Source organism: Kitasatospora sp. NBC_00240 (genome assembly GCF_026342405.1).
GTDB lineage: Bacteria > Actinomycetota > Actinomycetes > Streptomycetales > Streptomycetaceae > Kitasatospora.
The window spans coordinates 9,332,589-9,351,759 of record NZ_JAPEMU010000001.1; the positions used below are offsets into that span (position 1 = coordinate 9,332,589).

Genomic DNA, 19,171 nt, shown 5'->3' on the forward strand with positions numbered 1-19,171 from the left:
CGATTGTGAGCGCCCTGCGTGATAGCGAAACTGCCCTTGGACAGCCCCCGTTGGCGCGACCTCGACGGTGTGTCGGTCGAGGAGCTGAAGGAGGTCCTGGAGGCGATGGCAGCCACCGGCGCCGCCGGCGCCGGGGAGGACTGGAAGGAGCCGTGGAGCCGCGTCCTCGACGGCCTGCTGCAGCAGGAGACCCTCTACAGCGGAGCCTTCGCGGCCTTGCCGCACCTCGTCGAGGCCGCGGCGCCGTCGCCCGGCCGGTTCGTGGGCCTGTGGGCGGACCTGGGGCTCATGGTGACCGCGGAGCCCGCGACGCCGGTTCCCGCCGACCTCGAAGCAGGGTTCACGGCCGCTGTCCGACTGGCCGCGCAGGCGGCGGTGCGCGGGTACCTCACAGCCGGAGCGCCCGCCGCGGAGTGCGCGTACCTCGCGCTCTCCTGCGTGGCTCTCTCCGGCCACCGCATCGGAGAGGTGCTGTGGCAGTCGCTCGGGTTCGAGGAGGGCAGCATCGTGTTGTCCTGCCCCGGCTGCGAGTCCGAGACCGAGATCGCCGACTTCTTCGTGGACCCGGTACATCCGCCCTTCGAAGCACCGGGGGTGCCCGATCCCGCGGTGGCGCCCCCGGACGGGCACGTCTGGGGTGAGGTCGCCGGGGCGCTGCCGGACGGGGCGCTCGGGCAGGAGTGGGAGCCCTTCCTGCGGGTGGCCCGCGCGGTCGCGGCGGCCGGTGTGCCCGTCGGGACGCCGGGGCGGGCCGTCCTGTGCCTGGTCGCGGCCATGGTGGCGGTCAAGGGCACCCCGGACTGGGCCGGGAAGGAGTGGGCCCGCAAGCTCATGCTGCTGACGGGGGACTTCCGGTGCCCGGATTGCGAGCAGACCTGGGCGATCGCCGACTGCCTGGTGGAGGACCCCGACGGCGCCCGCCCCCACGACGCACGTGGGCGGGTGCGGACCGAGGACGGCTGGTCGGTCCCGTCGGTCCCGTCGACGGCGTCGGCCCCGGAAGCGGGGCGGACCGGTGGGCCGGGGGCAGGGCTTCGGCTGGAGGGCGGTGTGCTGCTCGCGGCCGACCGCACGCCCCGGGGCCGGGTGAAGGTCCTCTCCGCACCCGGCCCCGGCTCCGCGTCCGCACCCGGCTCCGCGTCCGCACCGCGTTCCGGTTCCGGCGAGGGCGTCAACGCGCTCGCGGTCCTGTCCTCGCCCGCCGGGCCGACGCTGGTGGCGGCGGCCGGGGACACCGGCACGGTGTTCCTGTGGGACGCGGCCGACGGTCGGCCCGTCCACGCGCCGCTCGGGGCGCATCGCCACCCTGTCCGGTCGCTGACGGCCCTTCGGCTGCCCGAGGGCCCCGTCGTCCTGGCGAGTGGGCACGCGGACGGCACGCTCGTCCTGTGGGACCCGGGCACCGGGCAGCCGTTGTGCGAGCCCGTCACCAACTGGCTCGGCTCCGTGGAAGGCATGTGTGCCGCGGCCGTCCCGGACGGCCGGACCCTTCTCGTCACCGCTACTCCACGCGGGGCGGTCCGGTTGCGGGACCCGCGGACCGGCGAGTCCGTCGCGCGTCTCAACCCCACCGGCCGTGGGATCGCATCGATCGCCGCCGTGCCGATCTCGCCCGGACACACGCTGGTCGCGGCCTCGGATACCCAAGGTGACGTCCACCTGTGGGATCCGGCCGTCGACGACCCCTGGGAGCCCGGGGCCGCGACACGGCCGAGCGAGCGGGTACGGGAGGACCACCGCCATCAGGTGGCTCTGGTGGCGACCGTAGCCGCTCACGACCGTCACCTGGTGGCCACCGGGGACCGCCGCGGCGCGGTCATGCTGTGGGATCCCGCCACCGGCACCCCGGTCGGCGACGGGCTGCCCGCGGACGCCCCGGGCAGTCTCCTGACGGCCATGACCGCCACCACGCTCCCCGGCCGGCGCGCCGTCCTGGTCACCGGCAGCAACTCCGGGCGGAGCCTGCGGGTCTGGGAACCCAGGACCGGCGAGGTGCAGCACCTGGCCCTGGACGTGGCGGTCACCTGCCTGGCCGCCGCCGGCTCCGACCTGGTCGTCGGACACGACGGCGGAGTGCTCACACTCCAGCTCACCTGGTGACACGTGCGGCGGCTCACCTCCCGAGTGAGCCGCACAACATCCATGACGCCCGGGCTCGCGCTCCGCGGACGTCCGGCACGACGGAGGAGGACCATGGGCGAAACCACGGCGGACCAGGTACCGGACGGATCTGCGTCTCTCGGCCCCGCCGCCCTGGCTCGGCTCGCCGGGGACGCCGGCCTCGGCGAGGAGAAGCGTGTGTCGGCGGCCGAGGCCCTGTCGTTCCGGGACGGTCATCGTGAGGGGGGCAGCCCTGCTGGCACCCCTCGCCGACGACACCTCGCTGCCCGGTCACACCCGTGTGGACGCGGCTGCGGCGACGGCCCGGGTGGTGGGCCACGCCGAGGACGGCGCCGCGCGCCTGGTGCGCCTCGCCGACGACGGCGCCGGGAAGTGGCCGAAACGACGCCGGCTGCTGCGGAAGTGGCTCTGGCTCGAAAAATTCGTGGACGACCTCGACCATCTGAACGCGGTGGAGGCCCTGAGCGCCCTGGAGGGGCATCAGGAGGCCGCAGCCGCTCTGTTGACCCGCTGCGCCCAGGACGCCTCGCTGCACGGTCACCTCCGCCGCAGCGCGGCCGCGACCTTGGCGGGGATGGCGGAGCGCCGGGAGAACGGTGCCGCCCTGCTGGCCCGCCTCGCCCGGGACCCCGCCGTGGGCCACGGTCGGTCGGAGGCTAGTGGGACGATCACTCGCATGACGTCCGATCCTCAGCCGCCGGCCGGTACCCGCACCCACATACGTCTTCTGGCGGGTCACGCCGGGGCCGGGCGTCCGGTGTTCGAAGTACTGCCGGCCCGGCCGGTGCAGTCGGACCTGTTCCGGCTGGCAGGAAGCCCGGGCATGGTGCTCGGATGCGCGGCCGGTGACGTGCTGAGGGTCGCCGATGACGGCCAGTTCGAAGTAGTCGAACAGGGCGACAACTGGTGCATTCAGGCAGCCGGCCTCGGGCGCTTGAGCCCCGGATCATTTGTGGCGCTCAGAGAAGCAGCCGCGGTTCTCCCCGGCATGGCCGAGGCACCGGCAGACCTGCGTTTCATCGTCGTCACCGTCAGCCGGACGGTCGGCCTGCCTGCGATCGAGCGGGTCATGGACACATGGGCCGCGGGCATCGACGGGGTCGAGTGGTGGCTCGGCAACGGAGATCACCCGGCCGCCTCTGCCTGAGCGGTCGTCGACCGGACTGCCGGAGCCGCATTCCTCCTGCCCTTCGCCTCGGGCGTCGGCCGAACCTGCTCAGTTGATCTTCCCGCCCCTTCGGATGATGTTGTCCGGCGTGTCCGGTCGGTTCGTGTTCTGCACGGCCCGCCAGACCGAGTTCCAGGCGCCCGCCCTGCCCGCCGTCGGCGGTTCTTCCGGGCGCGCCCGTCCGCCGCGCAACGGTCCCGGCTGCCGCCCCGGCCGGTCGGAGCTGCCGCCCGTACCCCGCTTTCGGCGGTCAGGCCCCCGCCCGCACGCCGGTCCGCGACGTCCTGGAGCCGCGGCGACCCGCAACCGCCCGCACTAAAGGCCGGGCTGTCGGGCCGCCTCGCGAACCAGAGACGTCCGCTGCGCCGCGCCGGTGAGTTCGGCCGCGCCAGGCTCCGCCGGTGGCGAGGAGTAGTCCAGGAGGACGCCGACGCTCCAGGCGTCCGCCCACGCGCACACCGGCACGTCCAGCGGCCGGTCCGTGTTGTGCAGGGTCAGAGCCGCGCACCGCAGGACGGCCCGTGGATCGTCGGAGGGGTAGGTCGCGGCCGCGGAGAGCGTGGGTGCCACCGAGGAGGAAGAGGCCGCCGGTACGGCCCGCAGGGCCAGGTCGGCCTGTTCGCCGAGGTTCCCGGGGTGGGGCAGCGAGCCGCTGATCCCGGCGAAGTAGAAGACCCGGTTGATGTCGAACGCGGCTGCGACGGGGGAGTCGGTGCGCTCCGGGAAGAGGGCCGCCAGCTGCACGCCCATCCTGTCCGCCAGGCCTTCACCGGGGTTCCGCTTGATCTGTTGCGCGCTGCCGACGGCCTGCGGGGCCGTCAGTGTGTACCTGGGCGGGAGGGAGGAATCTGCTCCGCCCTGCCCGGCCGACGCGGCGGCCGATGCGGTGCTTGTCGCGGTGGCCGAGTCGCTGGGGGAGTTACCGCCGGGGGAGGAGCAGGCGGTGGCGAGCGCCAGCAGGGCGGCGCCCGCGGGCACGGCGGCCCGCAATCTGTACATCACTGTGCCTTCTGGACGCGGCCGGCCGGTCCGCCGAGGCGGCGCGGGGCCTCCGGGGCTTCCGGGTTCAAGATCAGCACCATAGCGGGCGGGTGGACTGCCCCGCCGCCGGATTCATCCGGGTCTGCTGGCCGCGCACCCCGGGCCTGTCGGCCTTGCTCCCCGCGTTGTGCCCGACGGCTCGGCTCGCGCGCGCCCGTTGCACGGCCGAGCCGGGCTCACCCGCCTCCGCCGCCGCATCCTCCTCACGTGATCACCACACAGTGCCACCACCGATGACGCGACAGGGCCGTTCGACGGACAGGCCCCGCACGCCCCTGTCCCGCACGCCCCTGTCCCGTACGCCCCTGTCCCGCAAGCCCCGCCGGCGCGCGGGCGCGGGCCGCCTGGCGTCCGCCCGGCCCGGACCATCGTCGCCTTTCCTGGAAGATCGCGCCGTGACCCGCCGACCCTGACGCCGCGGGCCCCTGACACTGCCGGGCCCCTGACGCCGCGGGCCCCCTGACACTGCCGGGCCCCTGACGCCGCGGGCCCCCTGACACCGCCGGGCCCCTGACGCCGCGGGCCCCGTGCCCGCCCGCTCGCCCGGGCGAGGGCGGCGGCCGGGGCGCGGGGCCGGCGGCAGGTCGGGGAGCGTCGGGTCAGGGGGTGGTGAGGAGGTCCTCGACGGTGGTGGTGACGGTGCCGAACAGGTCGGCGACGGTGGCCAGGGCGGCGCTCTGCAGCACGGCCGCGGGCAGGACGCCACCGTCGGGGGCGGCCAGCGCGCGGGTGGCGGTGGCCTCGGCGACCACGGTGGGCCGGTAGCCGGCGAGGAAGGCGCCCTGGGCGGTGAAGGTGACGCACATGTGTGTCATGAAACCGGCCAGCACCAGCTCGCTCCCGGCTCCCAGGGCGCGCAGGGTCTTCTCCAGCTCCGTGTCGTGGAAGGCGTTCGGGACCCGCTTGACGACCACGGGCTCCCCCTCCACCGGGGCGACCTCGGCACTGATCGCGCCGATCTGCGCCCGGACGTCGTAGGGGGTGCCCGCACCGCCGTTGTTGACGACGTGCACCACCGGCACACCGGCGGCTCGGGCGGCGGCCAGCAGTCGGGCGCCGGCCGCCAGCGCCTGTTCGGCGCCCTCCAGGGCCAGCACGCCGCCGCGGTAGGTCTGCTGAAAATCGATCATGACGAGGGTGCTGCCGGCCAGCCGCGGCGGCCGGCTGTCGAGGCCGAACACGTCACGCAGGGTCGTGGAGGCGTTCATCGGGGGTTCCTTCCGGAAGGGGGACGAGGGCACGGCGAAGCCGCGCCGGGCACGGGTGTGGCGGGCAACGGGGTACGAGAGGCAGGCAGGGGAGGGCCGGGTGCGGCCGCGCCCGGCGACGCAGGGGCGAGGAGGGGGCCGGCTGGTCAGCCGGCGGTGCGGAAGCGGCGGCGGTAGGCGGCCGGCGAGGTGCCGGTCCGCCTGCGCAGTGCCCGGTGCAGGGTCTCCACCGAGCCGATCCCGCAGGCGGCGGCGACCTGCTCCAAGGGCTGGTCGGTGCTCTCCAGCAGACGCCGGACCGCCTCCACCCGGGCGGCCTCGACGTAGGAGGCCGCGCCGGTGCCCGTCTCCTGGCGGAACACCCGCGCGAAGTGACGCTCGCTCAGGTGCATCCGCCGCGCCAGGGCGGGGGCGGACAGGTCGGCGTCGAGATGGTCGGCGATGAACATCCTCAGCTCGTCGATGTCCCGGCGGGCCGTGGGCGGGCGGCTCAGCGGCACCGAGAACTGGCTCTGCCCGCCCTGGCGTTTGAGGTACATCACCAGCTGCCGGGCCACCGCCAGCGCGAGCTCCTCGCCCAGGTCCTCGGCCACCAGTGCCAGCGCGAGATCCATGCAGGCGCTGATCCCGGCGCCGGTCCACACGTTCCCGGACCGCAGGAAGATCGGGTCCGGGTCCACCGTCACCGCGGGGTGGTCCGCGGCCAGCTGCGCGGCGGTCGACCAGTGCGTGGTGACGGTGCGGCCGTCCAGCAGCCCGGCGGCCGCCAGCAGGTGCGCACCCACGCACACCGACGCCACCCGGCGGGCCTGCGGCGCGGTCGCCCGCACCCACTCCACCACCTCCCGGTCGATCCGGGCCACCGGCCCGCCCGGCCCCGCGTCGACCGCGCCGGGCACCAGCAGCGTGTCCAGCACCCCGCCGACCTCGGCGAAGGTCAGGTCCGCGAGCAGCCGCACCCCGGCCGAGGTGGTGACCGCCCCGCCCGCCGGCCCCGCCAGCTGCACCCGGTACCCCATCCGGCCGCCGTCCACCCGGCCGCCGCCCACCCGGTCGCCGTCCTGCGGGCCGCCGTCCACCCGGCCGCCGTCCGGCGGGCCGGCGTCCTCCAGGGCGGCGATCTCCCGGTTGGCGAGCGCGAAGACTTCGGCCGGGCCGGTGACGTCGAGGAGGTCGACGTCGGGGAACACCACGATGACGACACGGCGGGAAGTGGGCATGCCCCTATCGTCGTGCGCCCCACCCATGGCCGCAATGACGGCTTTCTGTCATATCCCGCCACCGCCCGTCCGTCGGCGGGCCACCGGGGCGGCCCGCCGACGGACCCGGGCCGCGGGAGCGGCGGATCCGGGTCGGGGCCGGCCCCGGGTCAGGGGGCGGCGGCGAGGTGCAGCAGGAGGAACGCCGAGTCGTCGGCGAGCGGCGCCCGGGTGTGCCGGGCCACGTCCGCGCGCAGCAGCGACAGCACCCGGTCCGGGTCCGCTTCGGACAGCGACGTGCCGGCGCGCTCCAGGACGGGGTAGAACGCGCCGCGCGGGTCGCGGGCCTCGGTCAGGCCGTCGGTGGGAACAGGATCCGGTCCCCGGGGCGCAGCCGGACCCGGCCGGCGCCCGGCTGCGCGTCCGTCCCGCAGTCCAGCCCCAACGGCGGTCCCGGCACCGGGGGTTCGGCCAGTTCCACCGAGCCGGCGCCCCGGCGGATCGGCGGGGCGGGGTGCCCGAAGTTCAGGAGCCGCACACCGCCGTCGTCCCCGACCTCGGCGAGTACGGCGGTGACGAGGCGCTCGCCGTCGGTGCGCCGCTTCAACGCCTGTTCGATCCGCTCGTCCACCCCCGACGGTCGCGCCGCGTGCGGGGCGGCCTGCCGGAAGGCCGCCGGCACCACGGCGGCTCCGCGCACCGCCGGCAGGCCCTTGCTCTGGATGTCCGCCACGGTGATCCGCACTCCGCCCGGGACGGTCACCGCCTCGTGGAGGTCCCCGCCGATCTCGGCGGCGTGGGCGGCCGAGGTGTGGGAGTGCGCGATCCTGCCGGCGCCCGCCCGGGACGGCACCGGCCCGAGCGGCACCTTCTGGACGGTGTCCGCCACCGCCCGGACGTCGGTCGGCTTCGTCTCGGTGCGCAGCCGCAGCGTCGCGATGTTGTCGGACAAGCCCTAGATCTGTCCGGCTGCCCATTGTGCCCATTCGCGGCGCATGGCGTTGAAGCGGAGTCCGTATTCGAGGGCGATCCGGCCGTATGTCGACAGGTTGTCGTGGTCCCAGTCCACGGACTTCTCGAGGGTGCGCAGTTGTTCGTGGCCGCGGGTGGAGATGTCGGCGAGCCAGCGTAGGTACTCGCGTCCTTGTTCGGGGGTGAGGACGCCGAGGAAGAAGACCCGCAGGAGCAGGTCGCTGCGGGTGTGTTGGACCGGTGTGGTTTCGGTGAGCCAGCGTCGTAGCTCGGTCAGGCCCGGGTCGGTGATGGCGTACTCCTTGCGGCCGCGGGGGCCGTGGGCCGCGACGGTGACCAGTCCGGTGTCGGCGAGCTTGGTCAGCTCGGTGTAGACCTGGCTCTGGGTTGCCGGCCAGGCGTTGGCGAGCGAGGTCTCGAACAGTTTCAGCAGGTCGTATCCGCTGGCGGGGCGCTCCGAGAGGAGTCCCAGGAGTGCGTGGCGAAGGCTCATGCCCCCACTCTACCTTCCTGTATTGACATGTCAGCCACGACGTTCTACTTTCGACATGTCAGATCAGTAGGATCGAAGCGCCGACGGGGGAGCACCACCATGACGTACGTCCTCACCTTCCTGCCCTGGATCGTCTACGCCGTCCTGCCCGCCGCCCACTGGCAGTGGGCGGCGCTCGCGGGCCTGGCCGTCGCCCTCGGGGTGATCGTCAAGCGGCGCGTCGCCGGGGCCCGTCCGGACGCGCTGATCATCGAGGGCGGCTCGGCCCTCTTCTTCGCCGCCCTCGCGGCCCTCGCCCTCGCCGACCCCGACTGCGCCCTGCACCCCTATTCGGGAGCACTGTCCAGCGGCGTGCTCGCCCTGATCGCCGGGGGCTCGCTGGTGCTTCGACGGCCCTTCACCCTCGGCATCGCCAAGCAGTCCACCCCGCCGCAGATCTGGGACCAGCCGCTGTTCGTGCGCACCAACACCGTCGTCACCGCCCTGTGGACCCTCGCCTTCGCCGCCACCGCCGTCGTCCTGGCCGCCCTCGCCCACGCCGGCCAGGGTCACTCCACCACCGCCACCCTCGTCCAGATCGCCGGCTTCGCCGCCCCGATGCTCCTCACCAGGCGCTACGTCGCCGCCGTCCAGGCCCGCACCGGCCGCTGACCACGCACCCGGCCGCGGACCGCGCGCCGGACGGTGACCACACACCCGGCCGCCGACCCGGGCCGGTCGGTGACCCGGGCCGGCCACACACCCGGCCGCCGCCGCGCCGCCGACCGCGCACCCCGCCGCGGACCCGGGCCGGTCGGTGACCGGGGCCGGCCGCCGTGCCGCCGACCCGGGCCGGGACCAGCCGCCGCTGACCCCCTGAGGTCCTGTCACGGTCCCGGGCGCAGACGCCGGCCCACCGCCCCACGGCGACCTGCGCGGTGGCGCGGCCATCGCGCCGGGCCGACGAACCATCCGCCCGCCAGGCCGCAGGCCGCGCCGGTGCGCCCGGAACCGCCGGTGTGTCCGGGGCCGCTGGTGTGTCCGGGGCCGCTGGTGTGTCCGGGGCCGGCGGGGGTGCCGGCCGGCGAAGCGTCGACTGGGCCGTTCGGGTGAGGTGGCGGTTGGGTGGGGGCGAGCGATGGGCAGAGCCCGTTGCATGACGACCTCCTCGGCCGGCCGCCGCCGCCACCGCCCGGCCCCCGTCCCCGCCGCCCCCCTTCAGGCCGGACCCGCACCCGTCAGGCCCGCACCCGTCAGGCCCGCGCCGGCCAGGTCCGCCGCCCCGGGCAACCGGACCCGCACCGGGCCGGGCCGCTGCTGCCGGACCTGGAGCAGCGAGCGGCTGCTGCCCGGCGGCACGGTGTCCCGCACCACCTGGCACGAGCCCGCCCGTTCGGCCCGGGGCCGAGGCTGACGCCCGCCCGGCCGGCCCCGCGGCTGCCCGTCGCGCGACCGGACCCGCCGGGTCCCGACCCGCCGGTCCCACTCGTCCTCGCCCCACCGCCGCGGGCGGCGGGGTGTCGGGGTCGCCCGGTGACGATGTCCGCCACGGCCGCGTCGAGGGCCCTGCGGCCGCGGTGTTCCCGGAAGGAGTGCCCGGGGGGTGGGTCGGTGGGCGGCGGGGCGTAGCGGGGCGTCGTTGCGGGGCTGTCGGGGGTGGCTCGGCTCGACGGTGCTGCCGAGCGGTATCCGCAGGGTCAGGGTTTCGGTGCGGGGGTGGCGCCGGCGGTGCTGGGTGAAGCGGGGCGTCCACATGTCGTACGGGTGCCGGACGGTGGCGCGTGGGTAGGGGTCGTGGACGGTGACCAGGCTCTGCCCGGGGGCGATGAGGCCGCCGGCCGGGGTGTTGAGCAGGTGCCCGCCGGTGAGCGCCGCGGTGAGGTCCGTCAGTGGCTCCCGGTCGACCGGTTCGGGTTCGCGGCCGCTCGCGTGGTGCTCCGGGCTCTTCGGGAGGAGGGTGATGCAGGCCGCGTCGTCCGGGTCGCGGACGAGCCGGCGGCCGTCGGTGCGCTCCGGCGGGTCCGGGTGCTCGCTGTGTGCCTGGGTCCGGGTGCTCGCTGTGCGCCGCTGCGGCGGGTGAGGGGTGGTCGGTGGGGGAGTGCCGGCCGTTCGCGGTTCTCCTCGGGGCGGGCGTCGGTCGAACGCCGGCCAGCCGTCCCGGCACACCTGCCCCGGCCTTACTGTCCGTCGGGGCGTCCCCGCAAAGGGGCTCGGAGGGGCGTGGTCGTCGTCCTGGGCGCTGCCGTCGCCTGCCTCCGTGCCTTCGTCGTCGCCCCCGTCGCCCCGTCGCCGGTCCCGGGCGCCCGGTCCCGTCGCCCCGGCGCCCCGGCGCCCGCCCCCGCCGCCCCGCCCCCGTCGCCCCGGCGCCCGCCCCCGGCGCTCCGTGTTCGGTGCCCCCGGCGGCCGGTGTCCGACGGGTGGTCAGAATGCGACCCGGTCGCGGTGTTGGGTCGCGGCTGGACCTGGACCCACCAGTGGTTCGTCACCGTCGACGGCTGGCACCCGGACGACGGCATCTCCTGGCAGACCCTGGAGCCGTTCCCGTTCTTCGTCGACCTCTACGGCGGCCCCGGCGAGCAGGCCCGGCCGCCCTGCAACGAGACCGAGACCCACGTCATCGGGACCGTCCCGAGGAAGTCCGGCCGGCACGCCTTCGTCAACATCTGGGGCGGCCACGGCGGCCACGGCGGCGCGGGCGAGTTCTTCGTGTCGGTGTGCGACGTCCTGTTCGACTGACCCGACCGGCCCCCCGCCCGGCCCGGCCCGACCGGCCCCCCGCCCGGCCCGGCCTCGCCCCGCGTGCCGTGCCCGGCCCGGCCCGACCGGCCCCCCGCCCGGCCCGGCCTCGCCCCGCGTGCCGTGCCCGGCCCGGCCGGCCCGGGCGGGGCGGGGCACGGCGGGGCCGGATCAGAGCGCGGCGGTCACGATGATCTCGACCAGCACCTCGGGACGGTAGAGCTGCGCCTCGACGGTCGCGCGGGCGGGCGCGGTGCCGGCCGGCACCCAGGCGTCCCAGGCCAGGTTCATCTCCGCGAAGTCCTTGACGTTCGCGAGGAAGATCTCCGCGCGCAGCACCTTGGTCTTGTCGCTGCCGGCCTGCGCGAGCAGGCCGTCGACGGCGGCCAGCACCTGCTTGGTCTGCCCCTCGACGCCCTGGGTGAGGTCCCCGGCGACCTGGCCCGCCAGGTACACCGTGCCGTTGTGCACCACGGCCTCGCTCATCCGCTCGCCGGTGCCGAACCGCTGGATCATGATTGTGGGACCTCCGGTAGATCGTTCAGGAGCGCCGATGGTAGCCGCGCCGCCGCTCCGCCGTCGGCCCCGTCCAAGCTGTGACCGCCCGCCCGGGGCGGCCACACGCGCCGTGGTCCTCGCGCCCGCGGCCGGTGGCCGTCCGTCACGGGTGGGAGGATGAGGTCATGGCCGAGTTCCCGATCCTCGAGCGTCGTGCCCGGCTGCTGGAGTACGCCCGGAGCCTGACCCCACCGTCGGGGTGGAAGGTGGAGGTGTCGGGCGACGAGATCATCATGACGGCAGGCCCTTCCGTCGTTCATCGGCGCAACCTGCTGATGGTCCGTGGGCAGTTCGACGCGCACCGGCCCGCCGGGATGATGCCGAGCGAGAACACGGACCTGGCGTCCCCGGACGTCGGCAAGTTCCGCAACCTGGACCTGACCTGCATCCCGGTCTCGGCGGTCGAGCTCGGTGGCAACGACGTTCCGGCGGAGCCGGCGGCCGTCGCGGTGGAGATCGTGTCCTCCTCGAACCCGGAGAACGACCTGATCGGCAAGGTCCGCGACCACCCGCTGATGCACATTCCGGGCTCTGGCAAGATTTTCGTAGCTGGAGATCGTCTTGGTTCGGTGGGTGCTCGAACCGCGTTGCGGTCTGCCGTTTCCACCGACCTGGATGGTCGTACGGCTACTGGGTCGGACCGGTCAACGTCTCGATCGACAGACGCGGGCACCCCTCCTGCGTCCTGGTGCGGCCTGCCAGCTCTTCCGAGGGTTCGGCGCCACCTTGAAGGGCATCGACGTAGGCCCGTGCTTCCCGCAGACTCAGCTGCGGGGCTTGCTTCCGCAGGTGGCTCATCGCGGCCACGACACCGGCGGAGTGTACGAGTGCCCGGACGGACGAGACCAGTGGGTCAGGCGGTCGGATGCCCTTGATCTGTTGGAGGTAGAGCTCCTCCCAGTTCTCGGCTATCCACGTAGTGGTGGGGATGTGGTGGATGCTGCCGTCGTGTCGGTCCACCAGATAGGGGCCGCTGCCGATGAGGCTGTGACGCGGGTCACGGGTGCGTGCGTACTCCGCGGAGTTCCAGAAGACGAGCCAGCCGACTGCACCCTCCTCCACGGCGCAGACGGCGAGTTCGAGGAGCGGTCCTGCCCACGTCAGCCGTTCTCGGGCCAGTAGGGATTCGACAAGCTCGACGGCGCGTTCCTTGGAAATCACACTTCCATCATTCACCGCAGGTCAATCGGGTTCCGGGTTCCGGGTTTCGGGAGGCGGGGCGTGGCCGCGCCCGCGTTGAGATCTCAGACGTGGTCCTCAGGCCGCGTAGCGGCGGCGGAGGTGGGCGATCAGGACGACCCGGTGGCGCAGGAGCGGGACTCCGGCACGTCCTGTCATGATGCGTTGTTGGAGCTTCACGTCGGTGATGCGGCCTTCGTTGACGCCGGAGTTGTAGTGCGTGGTGATCCCTTGGCGGACCGCTTCCTGGTCTTCGCGAAGGGCGGTGGCGATCCCGGCGAGGGATGGCAGTCCGCTGGTGGTGAGCTGGTCGAGCCAGCCCGGGAGGGGTGTGGCGTCGCGGGTGTCGAGCATGGCGGCGAACTGGCGGACCAGGTCGTGGGTGCGGTGGAGTTCGGGGCAGTGGTCGAGCAGTCGGTTCAGGCGTTGTCCGGTCTGGAGGCTGTGCCGGTGGGGTGCGGTGATGATCCAGCGGGCGGCTTCGCGTGGGGAGGGCGGTCGTTCGCGTGGCTCGTCCAGCGGCAGCCCGCGCCGTAGGGGTGCGAGGGCCATCTTCACGCGCTGGTAGTGGCCCAGGTAGCCCTTGTCGAGGAGTTCCTGGTGCAGGATCTTCGCGCTGTGCTCGCCTTCGTCCCAGCGTTGTTGCAGGTAGTCGAGGTACGGATCCAGGGCCGAGGGGCGGCGGGGAGCGCGGCGCATCACCTCGTGCCAGGTGCGGGCGCGGGCGTACTTGCGGACCGTGCGGCGGTCCAGCCCGAGCTGGCGCGCCACCGCGCTGTAGGGACGGCCCGCATCGGTCGGAGCGTGCACCGCCTCGAACAACCGCTGGGCATGACGGGCGGCCGGAGTGTCCGCCGGTCCGGGATCCGATTGCGCATCCTCGGGAGTCTCTGCCCCGGGCAGTGCAGTGGGTGGGAGTGCGGCGGGCAGGCAGCCGCGGTGGGTGGCGGCGACTTCCTGAACACGACGGGACAGGCCCTGCCACAGGTGGAACCGGTCACTGACCTGGACAGCGTCGGGGGCGCCGGCGGCGATGCCCTGCCGGTAGGTGAGCGATCCGTCGCGGCAGGCGATCTCCACACCGGGATGCTCACGGAGCCAGCGGCTCAGCTGCTCGGCGTCCCGGCCTTCCCAGAGCGTCACCGGCAGGCGGGTGATGGCGTCGACCAGGAGCGTGCCGTAGGTGTCTCCGTACAGCGCGAAGTCGTCCACCCCCAGCACCCGGGGTGTCACCGATGCCGGCAGCGGCATCCGCATCAGCTGGGCGAGCACGGTGCACCGCGAGAGTACGACGTTGAGGATCCGCAGCATCCGGGCCCCGCCCCGGCCTGCCAGCACGACACCGACCGCCTCGACCAGGTCCCGCAGCAGCGGGGTCCGCCGCTGGTAGCGCACCGTCAGTCCCGCTATCTGCTCGGCAAGGTCACCTTCGGGCAGGCAGGCTCCTCGCAGTACAGACGTCGCACACTCAAGTCGATCCGGGCTGGCCGGCCGCCGACCGTCGCGTCTGCCAGGTGTCGCACATAGCGGCTGTGCACCCATTCGCTCAACGCCCCGCAGCCCGTACACCCCGCCGGATCCCGGGACCGAGTACGGGCCTGGACCACCACCACAGGACCGGATGCATCGACCGAGGCCACCAACACATCAGCCAAGTGCGGCAACAGCGAGGTCAGTTCAATAGAACACCGTGAGAGGCTGCCCACCGCCGGGGCGAAACGATCTCCGGCTACGAAAATCTTGCCGGAGCCACATTCCGCTGTACCTGCTGATCGATCCCCGCGACGGCGCGATCGTGCTGTACCCGGCACCGGCCGCAGGCGTCCACCGCCAGCGCTGGAGCGGCAGCTTCGGCGACCTGGTGCCGATCCCCGCGCCCTTCGCCTTCGACCTGGCCACCGGCGACCTGGTCCGCTACCCGGTCTGAGTCGCGCGCCCGCGCCGGCCCGCCCGCGCCGGTCCGCCCGCGCCGGTCCGCCCGCGCCGGCCCGCCCGCGCCGGTCCGCCCGCGCCGGTCCGCCCGCGCCGGTCCGCCCGCGCCGGTCCGCCCGCGCCGGTCCGCCCGCGCCGGTCCGCCCGCGTCGGCCCGCCCGCGTCGGCCCGCCCGCGTCGGCCCGCCGGCGCCGGCCGGCCCGCCCGTCCGCTACGCGTCGTCCACCTCCAGGCCGTAGGCGACCACGGCCTGGTGCAGTCCGCCCGGGTACCCGGCGAGGGCGGGGGTGAAGTCCCGGTCGCCGGCGCTGTCGCGGTCGAAGCGGCCCAGGCGCATCGCGGTGTTGGTGCGGGCGCCGTCGGCCAGGTGCACCACGGCCGGGGCCTGGTCGGCGCCGGGTTCCAGGATCAGCGCCGGCCCCGCGAACCCGGCCATGGTCGCCGCGGGGTGGTTGCCGGTGTCGGCCGCGGCGACGATGACCAGCCGGTCGGCGTCGGCGGGCAGCGCGTCGAAGTCGACCATCAGGCAGGCGTTCGCGTCGCCGTAGCCGGTGACCAGCCGCACCGAGCCGTCCGGCGTCGAGCCGTTGTTGTAGAACACCAGGTGCTCGTCCGACAGTGCCCTGTTGCCCCGGCACACCAGGGCGGCGATGTCGTACTCCTGCTCGCCGGTCCAGTGCAGCAGCAGCCGGGCGGGCTCGGCGGCGACCTCGACCTCGGGCAGCTCCTCCCCGCCGCCCGCGCCCCCGAACCGGGCCGCCGCGAACACCTCGTGGAAGCCGTGGTGCTTGAGCAGACCGACCAGCTCGGCGCCGTTGATCAGGGCGATCGGTTTGCCCGCGACGAACTGGTGCGAGCTGGGCCCGAACCTGCTGGTGGTGACGAGCACCGCCTTCGTCGCGGCCCGGTCGTGCTGCAGCGTGCCGTACAGGTCCCGCACCGCCGACGGTGTCACCGTGTCCCGGTACCGCTTCACCTGCACGATCACGTTCCCCCCGCGGAAGGGGTCGGTGTCGATGCCGCGCACGTCCACCCCGCCGTCCCGCGAGCGGGCCGTCAGCTCGACCTTCATGCCCATCGCCTCCATCAGCCGGGCGATCAGCTGCTCGAACTCCACCGGGTCCATCGCCAGCAGGAGCTGCAGCTCGTGCACCCGCTTCGTCATCCGGCCGCGATTGGCGTTGGTGTCGTCGCGCAGGTGACGGAACAGCATCCGCTGCGCGCGGCGCTCGTCGGTGTCGGGGTTGCTGAGGCGGTGGAGCTTGCGGCTTCGGGACATACGTCGCCCCCCTTGGAGGTTGACCGGGCGTGGCACGCGCCAGATTAGGGGCTGAGCTGATGCCCTGTCAGGCGCCTACGGGAATTGATCATTCCTGAAAGGAGACCGGCCCCGGGGCGGTGGCGGGCCGGCCGTCACGGCGGCCCCACCGGGGGACCTGCGTCCTGGTCGGGACCTGCGTCCTGGTCGGGACCCTGCGCCGCCGGTCTGGGTCCTCCCGTCCCCGGTCGGGGGCCCGGCGTCGCCGGGCCCGGGCCTGGGGCCGCCGCCCTGCGGTCAGGCCGTTCTCCCGCTCGCGCGGGCGGCGGCCTGCGCGGACGCGTCGCCGCCGGCGGCGGTGACCCGGGTGCCCGGGTGTGCCAGGGCGCACAGGAAGGCGACCGTGAGGGCCGCCGCCATGCCGTACAGCACGGGCGCGTTCGCCTCGGCGAAGTCGTGCCGGATCGCGTCCAGCAGGGTGGTCCCGACGCCGGTGGCGGGGTTCTGCCCGCCCGGGCCGTGGCCGGTGATGCTCCCGGTGATGGTGGCGGCCACCGCGGGCGCGGCGTCGGCCGGGACGCCGCCGGCGACCAGCGTTTGCTGCACGTTGCGGGTGGTGCTGTGCAGCAGGACGGTGCCCAGCACGGCCAGGCCCAGGCTGGCCGAGTAGTTGCGCACGGTCTGGGTGATCCCGGTGACCTCGCCGTAGGAGGCGTCGATCGCGCGGTTGACCGCGTCCGTCGAGGCCGGCGTCAGCAGCAGTCCGATCCCCGCGCCCGCCAGCACGATGTACGGCCACTGCGCGCCGAGCGACAGGTCGGTGATCTTCCAGGCCCAGAGCGCGAAGCCGACCGCGGACACCGCCGTGCCCAGCAGTATCGGCGGGCGCGCGCCGCGCCGGTCCAGCATCCGCCCGCCGACCTGCGAGCCGGGGGCGAAACCGGCGAAGAACACCAGCAGGTACAGCCCCGCCTCGCTCGGCGACTGCTCCAGCGCCACCTGGGCGTAGACGGAGGCGAAGAAGAACACCGGCACGAAGGCGATCATGGCGAAGAACAGCACCGCGTTGTCCGCCGCGAACGCCCGGTCGGCGAAGACCCGCAGCTTGATCAGCGGATGCTCGGTGCCCAGCTCCACCAGCACGAACACCGCCAGCACCAGCAGGCCTCCCACGATGCACAGCCAGGTCGCCCAACTGCCCCAGCCCCAGGACGCCGCCTGCTGCAGGCCGAGCACGCTCAGCCCCATCCCGGCCGCCGCCAGGACGGCGCCCGTCCAGTCGATCGGCTCCCGGCGCGCGGTGTTGCGGATCCCGGCCAGCACCGTCAGCACCACCGCGACCACCGCCACCGGCACGTTGACCCAGAAGATCGCCCGCCAGGTCCAGCCGGTCAGCCAGCCGCCCAGCAGCGGGCCGATCGCCGTCAGCCCGCCCGCCACCCCGAAGAACAGCGCCAGCGCCCGCCCGCGCCGCTCCACCGGGAACACCTCCACCACCACCGCGAGCGCCGCCGGGAACATCAGGGCCGCACCCAGGCCCTGCACCGCCCGGAAGCAGATCAGCCAGGTCTCGGCGCCCTCCCCGGACGGCACCGCCCCGCACAGCGCCGAGGCGACCACGAAGGTCAGCGTCCCGACCAGCATCATCCGCTTGTGGCCCAGCACGTCCGCCAGCCGCCCGCCCAGGGCGAAGAACGCGGCCAGCGACAGCAGGTAGGCGTTCACCACCCACTGCATGCCGACCGCCGACAGGCCCAGCTCGCGGATGATGTCGGGCGCGGCGATCGACACGATCGTCTGGTCGATGAACGTCATCGACACCGCGAACAGCATCGCCGCCAGCGTCAGCGACTGGCTGGCCGCCACGGGCGCGCAGCCCTGCGGGGTGGGGTCGGGCCGCCGGCCTGCCATCCGCCTCGTCCTTCCGTCCTTCGGGCCCGCCGCACGCCGGCCCCACGCCTGACGACCGGGAGGAAGCCGCCCCCGACCGGGCCGGGGGCCGGGCCGCGGGACCGCGCCCGGTCCACCCACCGACCCTGCCCGGACGTCGCAGCGGCACGGGGCAACGCCACGTCCCGCCGACGCGATGTCAGCTGTTCGGCGGAGCGGCGGCTGCCGGGGCCCGGCACCCCGCGCCGGCGCCGGTGCCCGTGCCCCGGCAGCCGCCGCTCCGCGCCCGCACCGCCGCTCCGCGCCCGCACCGCCGCTCCGCGCCCGCACCGCCGGCCGCTCCGCGCCCGCACCGGTGCCGGTGCGGCGGTGGCCGGGCTCGCCAAGGGAGCGTCCGCACCGTCCCCGCGACACCGCCCGCGACGAATCCGGAGACTGTTCCGGCGCATTCACCGGACCGTCGGTGACGTTGACGGCGTCGACGAACGGAATTCAGCCCCGGTGTGCCCGCGCCGCGGCCGGTGTTCCTTTCCGGCCGCCGGAAGCGGTGACGGATTCCCGTCCTGAGCGGAATCGCCGGCGGATCGCGGTGGTGGTCGTTGTCGGTCCCGCGCCGGGAGGTGGCCGCGGACCCCTTTCCCGCCACGACGGCGCCGGGTTTCTGCGCGGCCGCCCGGGTGCTGCCGAGAATGCCGAGAGGCCGCCGGTTCCCGTGACCGAACCGCGCCGCGCCGAGCGGCAGATGGACCTCCCGGGCCGTCCCGCCGCGCTGCCGGTGCAATTCGGCAGCCGGCCGCCGTCGTGCGCGCACAGCGCCGTCACCGCTTTCACGCCCGGGTTCGCCGATCCGGGCACCGAACCGCCGGGCGCGGGATCGCACCGAGAGGCGGAAACCTGCAATCGCCCGGCCGTCGGGACGCGAAAGCGAAGCGGCGCCGGGTCGCACCGCGCCGATGTGCCGGGGCGTTCCGCCCGGAGGGAATTCCCGTCGTCGGGAACGTGGAACCCGGCGGCCGTGCCCGCACCCCGTGCGGGTCGCGGCGACCGGGCGGACGGCCCCGCGCCGTCGATCGCCGCGCAGGGGCCCGACCCGGGCGAAGGCGCCGCCACGGCGTACGCCGCCAGGTCGTACGCCGCGGCGTCGTACGGCACGAGGTCGGCCGTACCAGCAGGTACGGCCGCCGGTACGTGGGCCGGTGTGCCGGCCGGGCCGCTCCGCCGGGCCGCGGGGCGGGCGACCCGGCGGGCGAGCCGGCCGGCGCGGGGCGTGGGGCGGGCGGTCGCGGTGGGCGGCATGAGAGTCCTCCGGCGAAGTGGTGGGGTGCGCTGTCACCGTGAGAGGAGAACGGCCCGCCGCGCCCGTCCCGGACGTTTATCGCAACGTTATCAATGGCTTTGACGGCGCGTGAGATTCGCCGGGCCGCAACCGAGTTGAGC

At 74.6% G+C, this 19,171-nt stretch carries 18 protein-coding genes; 5 read left to right on the plus strand and 13 right to left on the minus strand.

Annotated features, from left to right (window positions below):
• The first annotated feature begins 36 nt into the window (after window positions 1-36).
• Both OG689_RS39815 and OG689_RS39820 read left to right on the plus strand, forming a co-directional pair.
• Window positions 37-2,100: a hypothetical protein gene (locus OG689_RS39815; RefSeq protein WP_266326729.1), complete on the plus strand. Its 2,064-nt coding sequence runs from the start codon at window positions 37-39 to the stop codon at window positions 2,098-2,100.
• A 331-nt stretch (window positions 2,101-2,431) separates the two neighbouring features.
• Window positions 2,432-3,268 carry a DUF4265 domain-containing protein gene (locus OG689_RS39820; protein WP_266326731.1) on the plus strand — a complete coding sequence of 279 codons (837 nt, stop codon included), beginning with the start codon at window positions 2,432-2,434 and terminating at the stop codon, window positions 3,266-3,268.
• Window positions 3,269-3,604: 336 nt separating this feature from the next.
• On the opposite strand, the gene OG689_RS39825 is transcribed toward OG689_RS39820, so the two are convergent.
• The 6 genes from OG689_RS39825 to OG689_RS39850 form a co-directional block, all read right to left on the minus strand.
• On the minus strand, window positions 3,605-4,288 hold the full coding sequence (locus OG689_RS39825) for a hypothetical protein (RefSeq protein ID WP_266326732.1): 684 nt from the start codon (window positions 4,286-4,288) through the stop codon (window positions 3,605-3,607).
• Between the two features lie 641 nt (window positions 4,289-4,929).
• Window positions 4,930-5,538 carry an isochorismatase family protein gene (locus OG689_RS39830; protein WP_266326734.1) on the minus strand — a complete coding sequence of 203 codons (609 nt, stop codon included), beginning with the start codon at window positions 5,536-5,538 and terminating at the stop codon, window positions 4,930-4,932.
• Window positions 5,539-5,684: 146 nt separating this feature from the next.
• A complete protein-coding gene (locus OG689_RS39835) occupies window positions 5,685-6,758 on the minus strand; it encodes a DJ-1/PfpI family protein (RefSeq protein WP_266326736.1) in 1,074 nt (357 codons plus the stop codon).
• 149 nt (window positions 6,759-6,907) lie between these two features.
• A complete protein-coding gene (locus OG689_RS39840) occupies window positions 6,908-7,171 on the minus strand; it encodes a SpoIIE family protein phosphatase (RefSeq protein WP_266327769.1) in 264 nt (87 codons plus the stop codon).
• A complete protein-coding gene (locus OG689_RS39845; RefSeq protein WP_266326738.1) occupies window positions 7,090-7,689 on the minus strand; it encodes a SpoIIE family protein phosphatase in 600 nt (199 codons plus the stop codon). Before OG689_RS39845 ends, OG689_RS39840 begins: the two co-directional genes overlap by 82 nt.
• A 3-nt stretch (window positions 7,690-7,692) precedes the next feature.
• Window positions 7,693-8,202, minus strand: a complete 510-nt coding sequence (locus tag OG689_RS39850) for a PadR family transcriptional regulator (protein WP_266326740.1) — start codon at window positions 8,200-8,202, stop codon at window positions 7,693-7,695.
• A 99-nt stretch (window positions 8,203-8,301) separates the two neighbouring features.
• Here OG689_RS39850 and OG689_RS39855 point away from each other — a divergent pair, with 99 nt between their 5' ends.
• Entirely contained in the window at window positions 8,302-8,853 is a 552-nt protein-coding gene (locus OG689_RS39855) for a hypothetical protein (protein WP_266326742.1), read from the plus strand.
• Between the two features lie 546 nt (window positions 8,854-9,399).
• On the opposite strand, the gene OG689_RS39860 is transcribed toward OG689_RS39855, so the two are convergent.
• Complete coding sequence (locus tag OG689_RS39860; protein WP_266326744.1) at window positions 9,400-10,347, minus strand: hypothetical protein; 948 nt, start codon at window positions 10,345-10,347, stop codon at window positions 9,400-9,402.
• Window positions 10,348-10,623: 276 nt separating this feature from the next.
• Here OG689_RS39860 and OG689_RS39865 point away from each other — a divergent pair, with 276 nt between their 5' ends.
• On the plus strand, window positions 10,624-10,917 hold the full coding sequence (locus tag OG689_RS39865; RefSeq protein ID WP_266326746.1) for a lytic polysaccharide monooxygenase: 294 nt from the start codon (window positions 10,624-10,626) through the stop codon (window positions 10,915-10,917).
• 171 nt (window positions 10,918-11,088) lie between these two features.
• Here the strand turns inward: OG689_RS39865 and OG689_RS39870 are convergent, their stop codons facing one another.
• The 4 genes from OG689_RS39870 to OG689_RS44950 all read right to left on the minus strand — a co-directional run bounded on the left by OG689_RS39870 (window position 11,089) and on the right by OG689_RS44950 (window position 14,465).
• Entirely contained in the window at window positions 11,089-11,433 is a 345-nt protein-coding gene (locus OG689_RS39870; protein WP_266326748.1) for a RidA family protein, read from the minus strand.
• Window positions 11,434-12,102: 669 nt separating this feature from the next.
• Window positions 12,103-12,636 carry a YrhB domain-containing protein gene (locus OG689_RS39875; protein WP_266326749.1) on the minus strand — a complete coding sequence of 178 codons (534 nt, stop codon included), beginning with the start codon at window positions 12,634-12,636 and terminating at the stop codon, window positions 12,103-12,105.
• Window positions 12,637-12,732: 96 nt separating this feature from the next.
• Window positions 12,733-14,049 (minus strand): ISL3 family transposase, encoded by a 1,317-nt coding sequence (locus OG689_RS39880; RefSeq protein ID WP_266326751.1) that lies wholly within the window; start codon window positions 14,047-14,049, stop codon window positions 12,733-12,735.
• An 11-nt stretch (window positions 14,050-14,060) separates the two neighbouring features.
• The gene (locus OG689_RS44950; protein WP_323189370.1) at window positions 14,061-14,465 is read right to left on the minus strand and encodes a transposase family protein; all 405 of its coding nucleotides are present in this window, start codon (window positions 14,463-14,465) and stop codon (window positions 14,061-14,063) included.
• On the opposite strand from OG689_RS44950, the gene OG689_RS39890 reads away from it, so the two are divergent.
• On the plus strand, window positions 14,450-14,581 hold the full coding sequence (locus OG689_RS39890) for a hypothetical protein (RefSeq protein WP_266326753.1): 132 nt from the start codon (window positions 14,450-14,452) through the stop codon (window positions 14,579-14,581). The two genes, OG689_RS44950 and OG689_RS39890, sit on opposite strands and share 16 nt — an antisense overlap.
• A 216-nt stretch (window positions 14,582-14,797) precedes the next feature.
• Here the strand turns inward: OG689_RS39890 and OG689_RS39895 are convergent, their stop codons facing one another.
• A complete protein-coding gene (locus OG689_RS39895) occupies window positions 14,798-15,865 on the minus strand; it encodes a restriction endonuclease (RefSeq protein ID WP_266316492.1) in 1,068 nt (355 codons plus the stop codon).
• A gap of 276 nt (window positions 15,866-16,141) precedes the next feature.
• The gene (locus OG689_RS39900; RefSeq protein WP_266316491.1) at window positions 16,142-17,755 is read right to left on the minus strand and encodes an MFS transporter; all 1,614 of its coding nucleotides are present in this window, start codon (window positions 17,753-17,755) and stop codon (window positions 16,142-16,144) included.
• Between the last annotated feature and the right edge of the window lie 1,416 nt (window positions 17,756-19,171).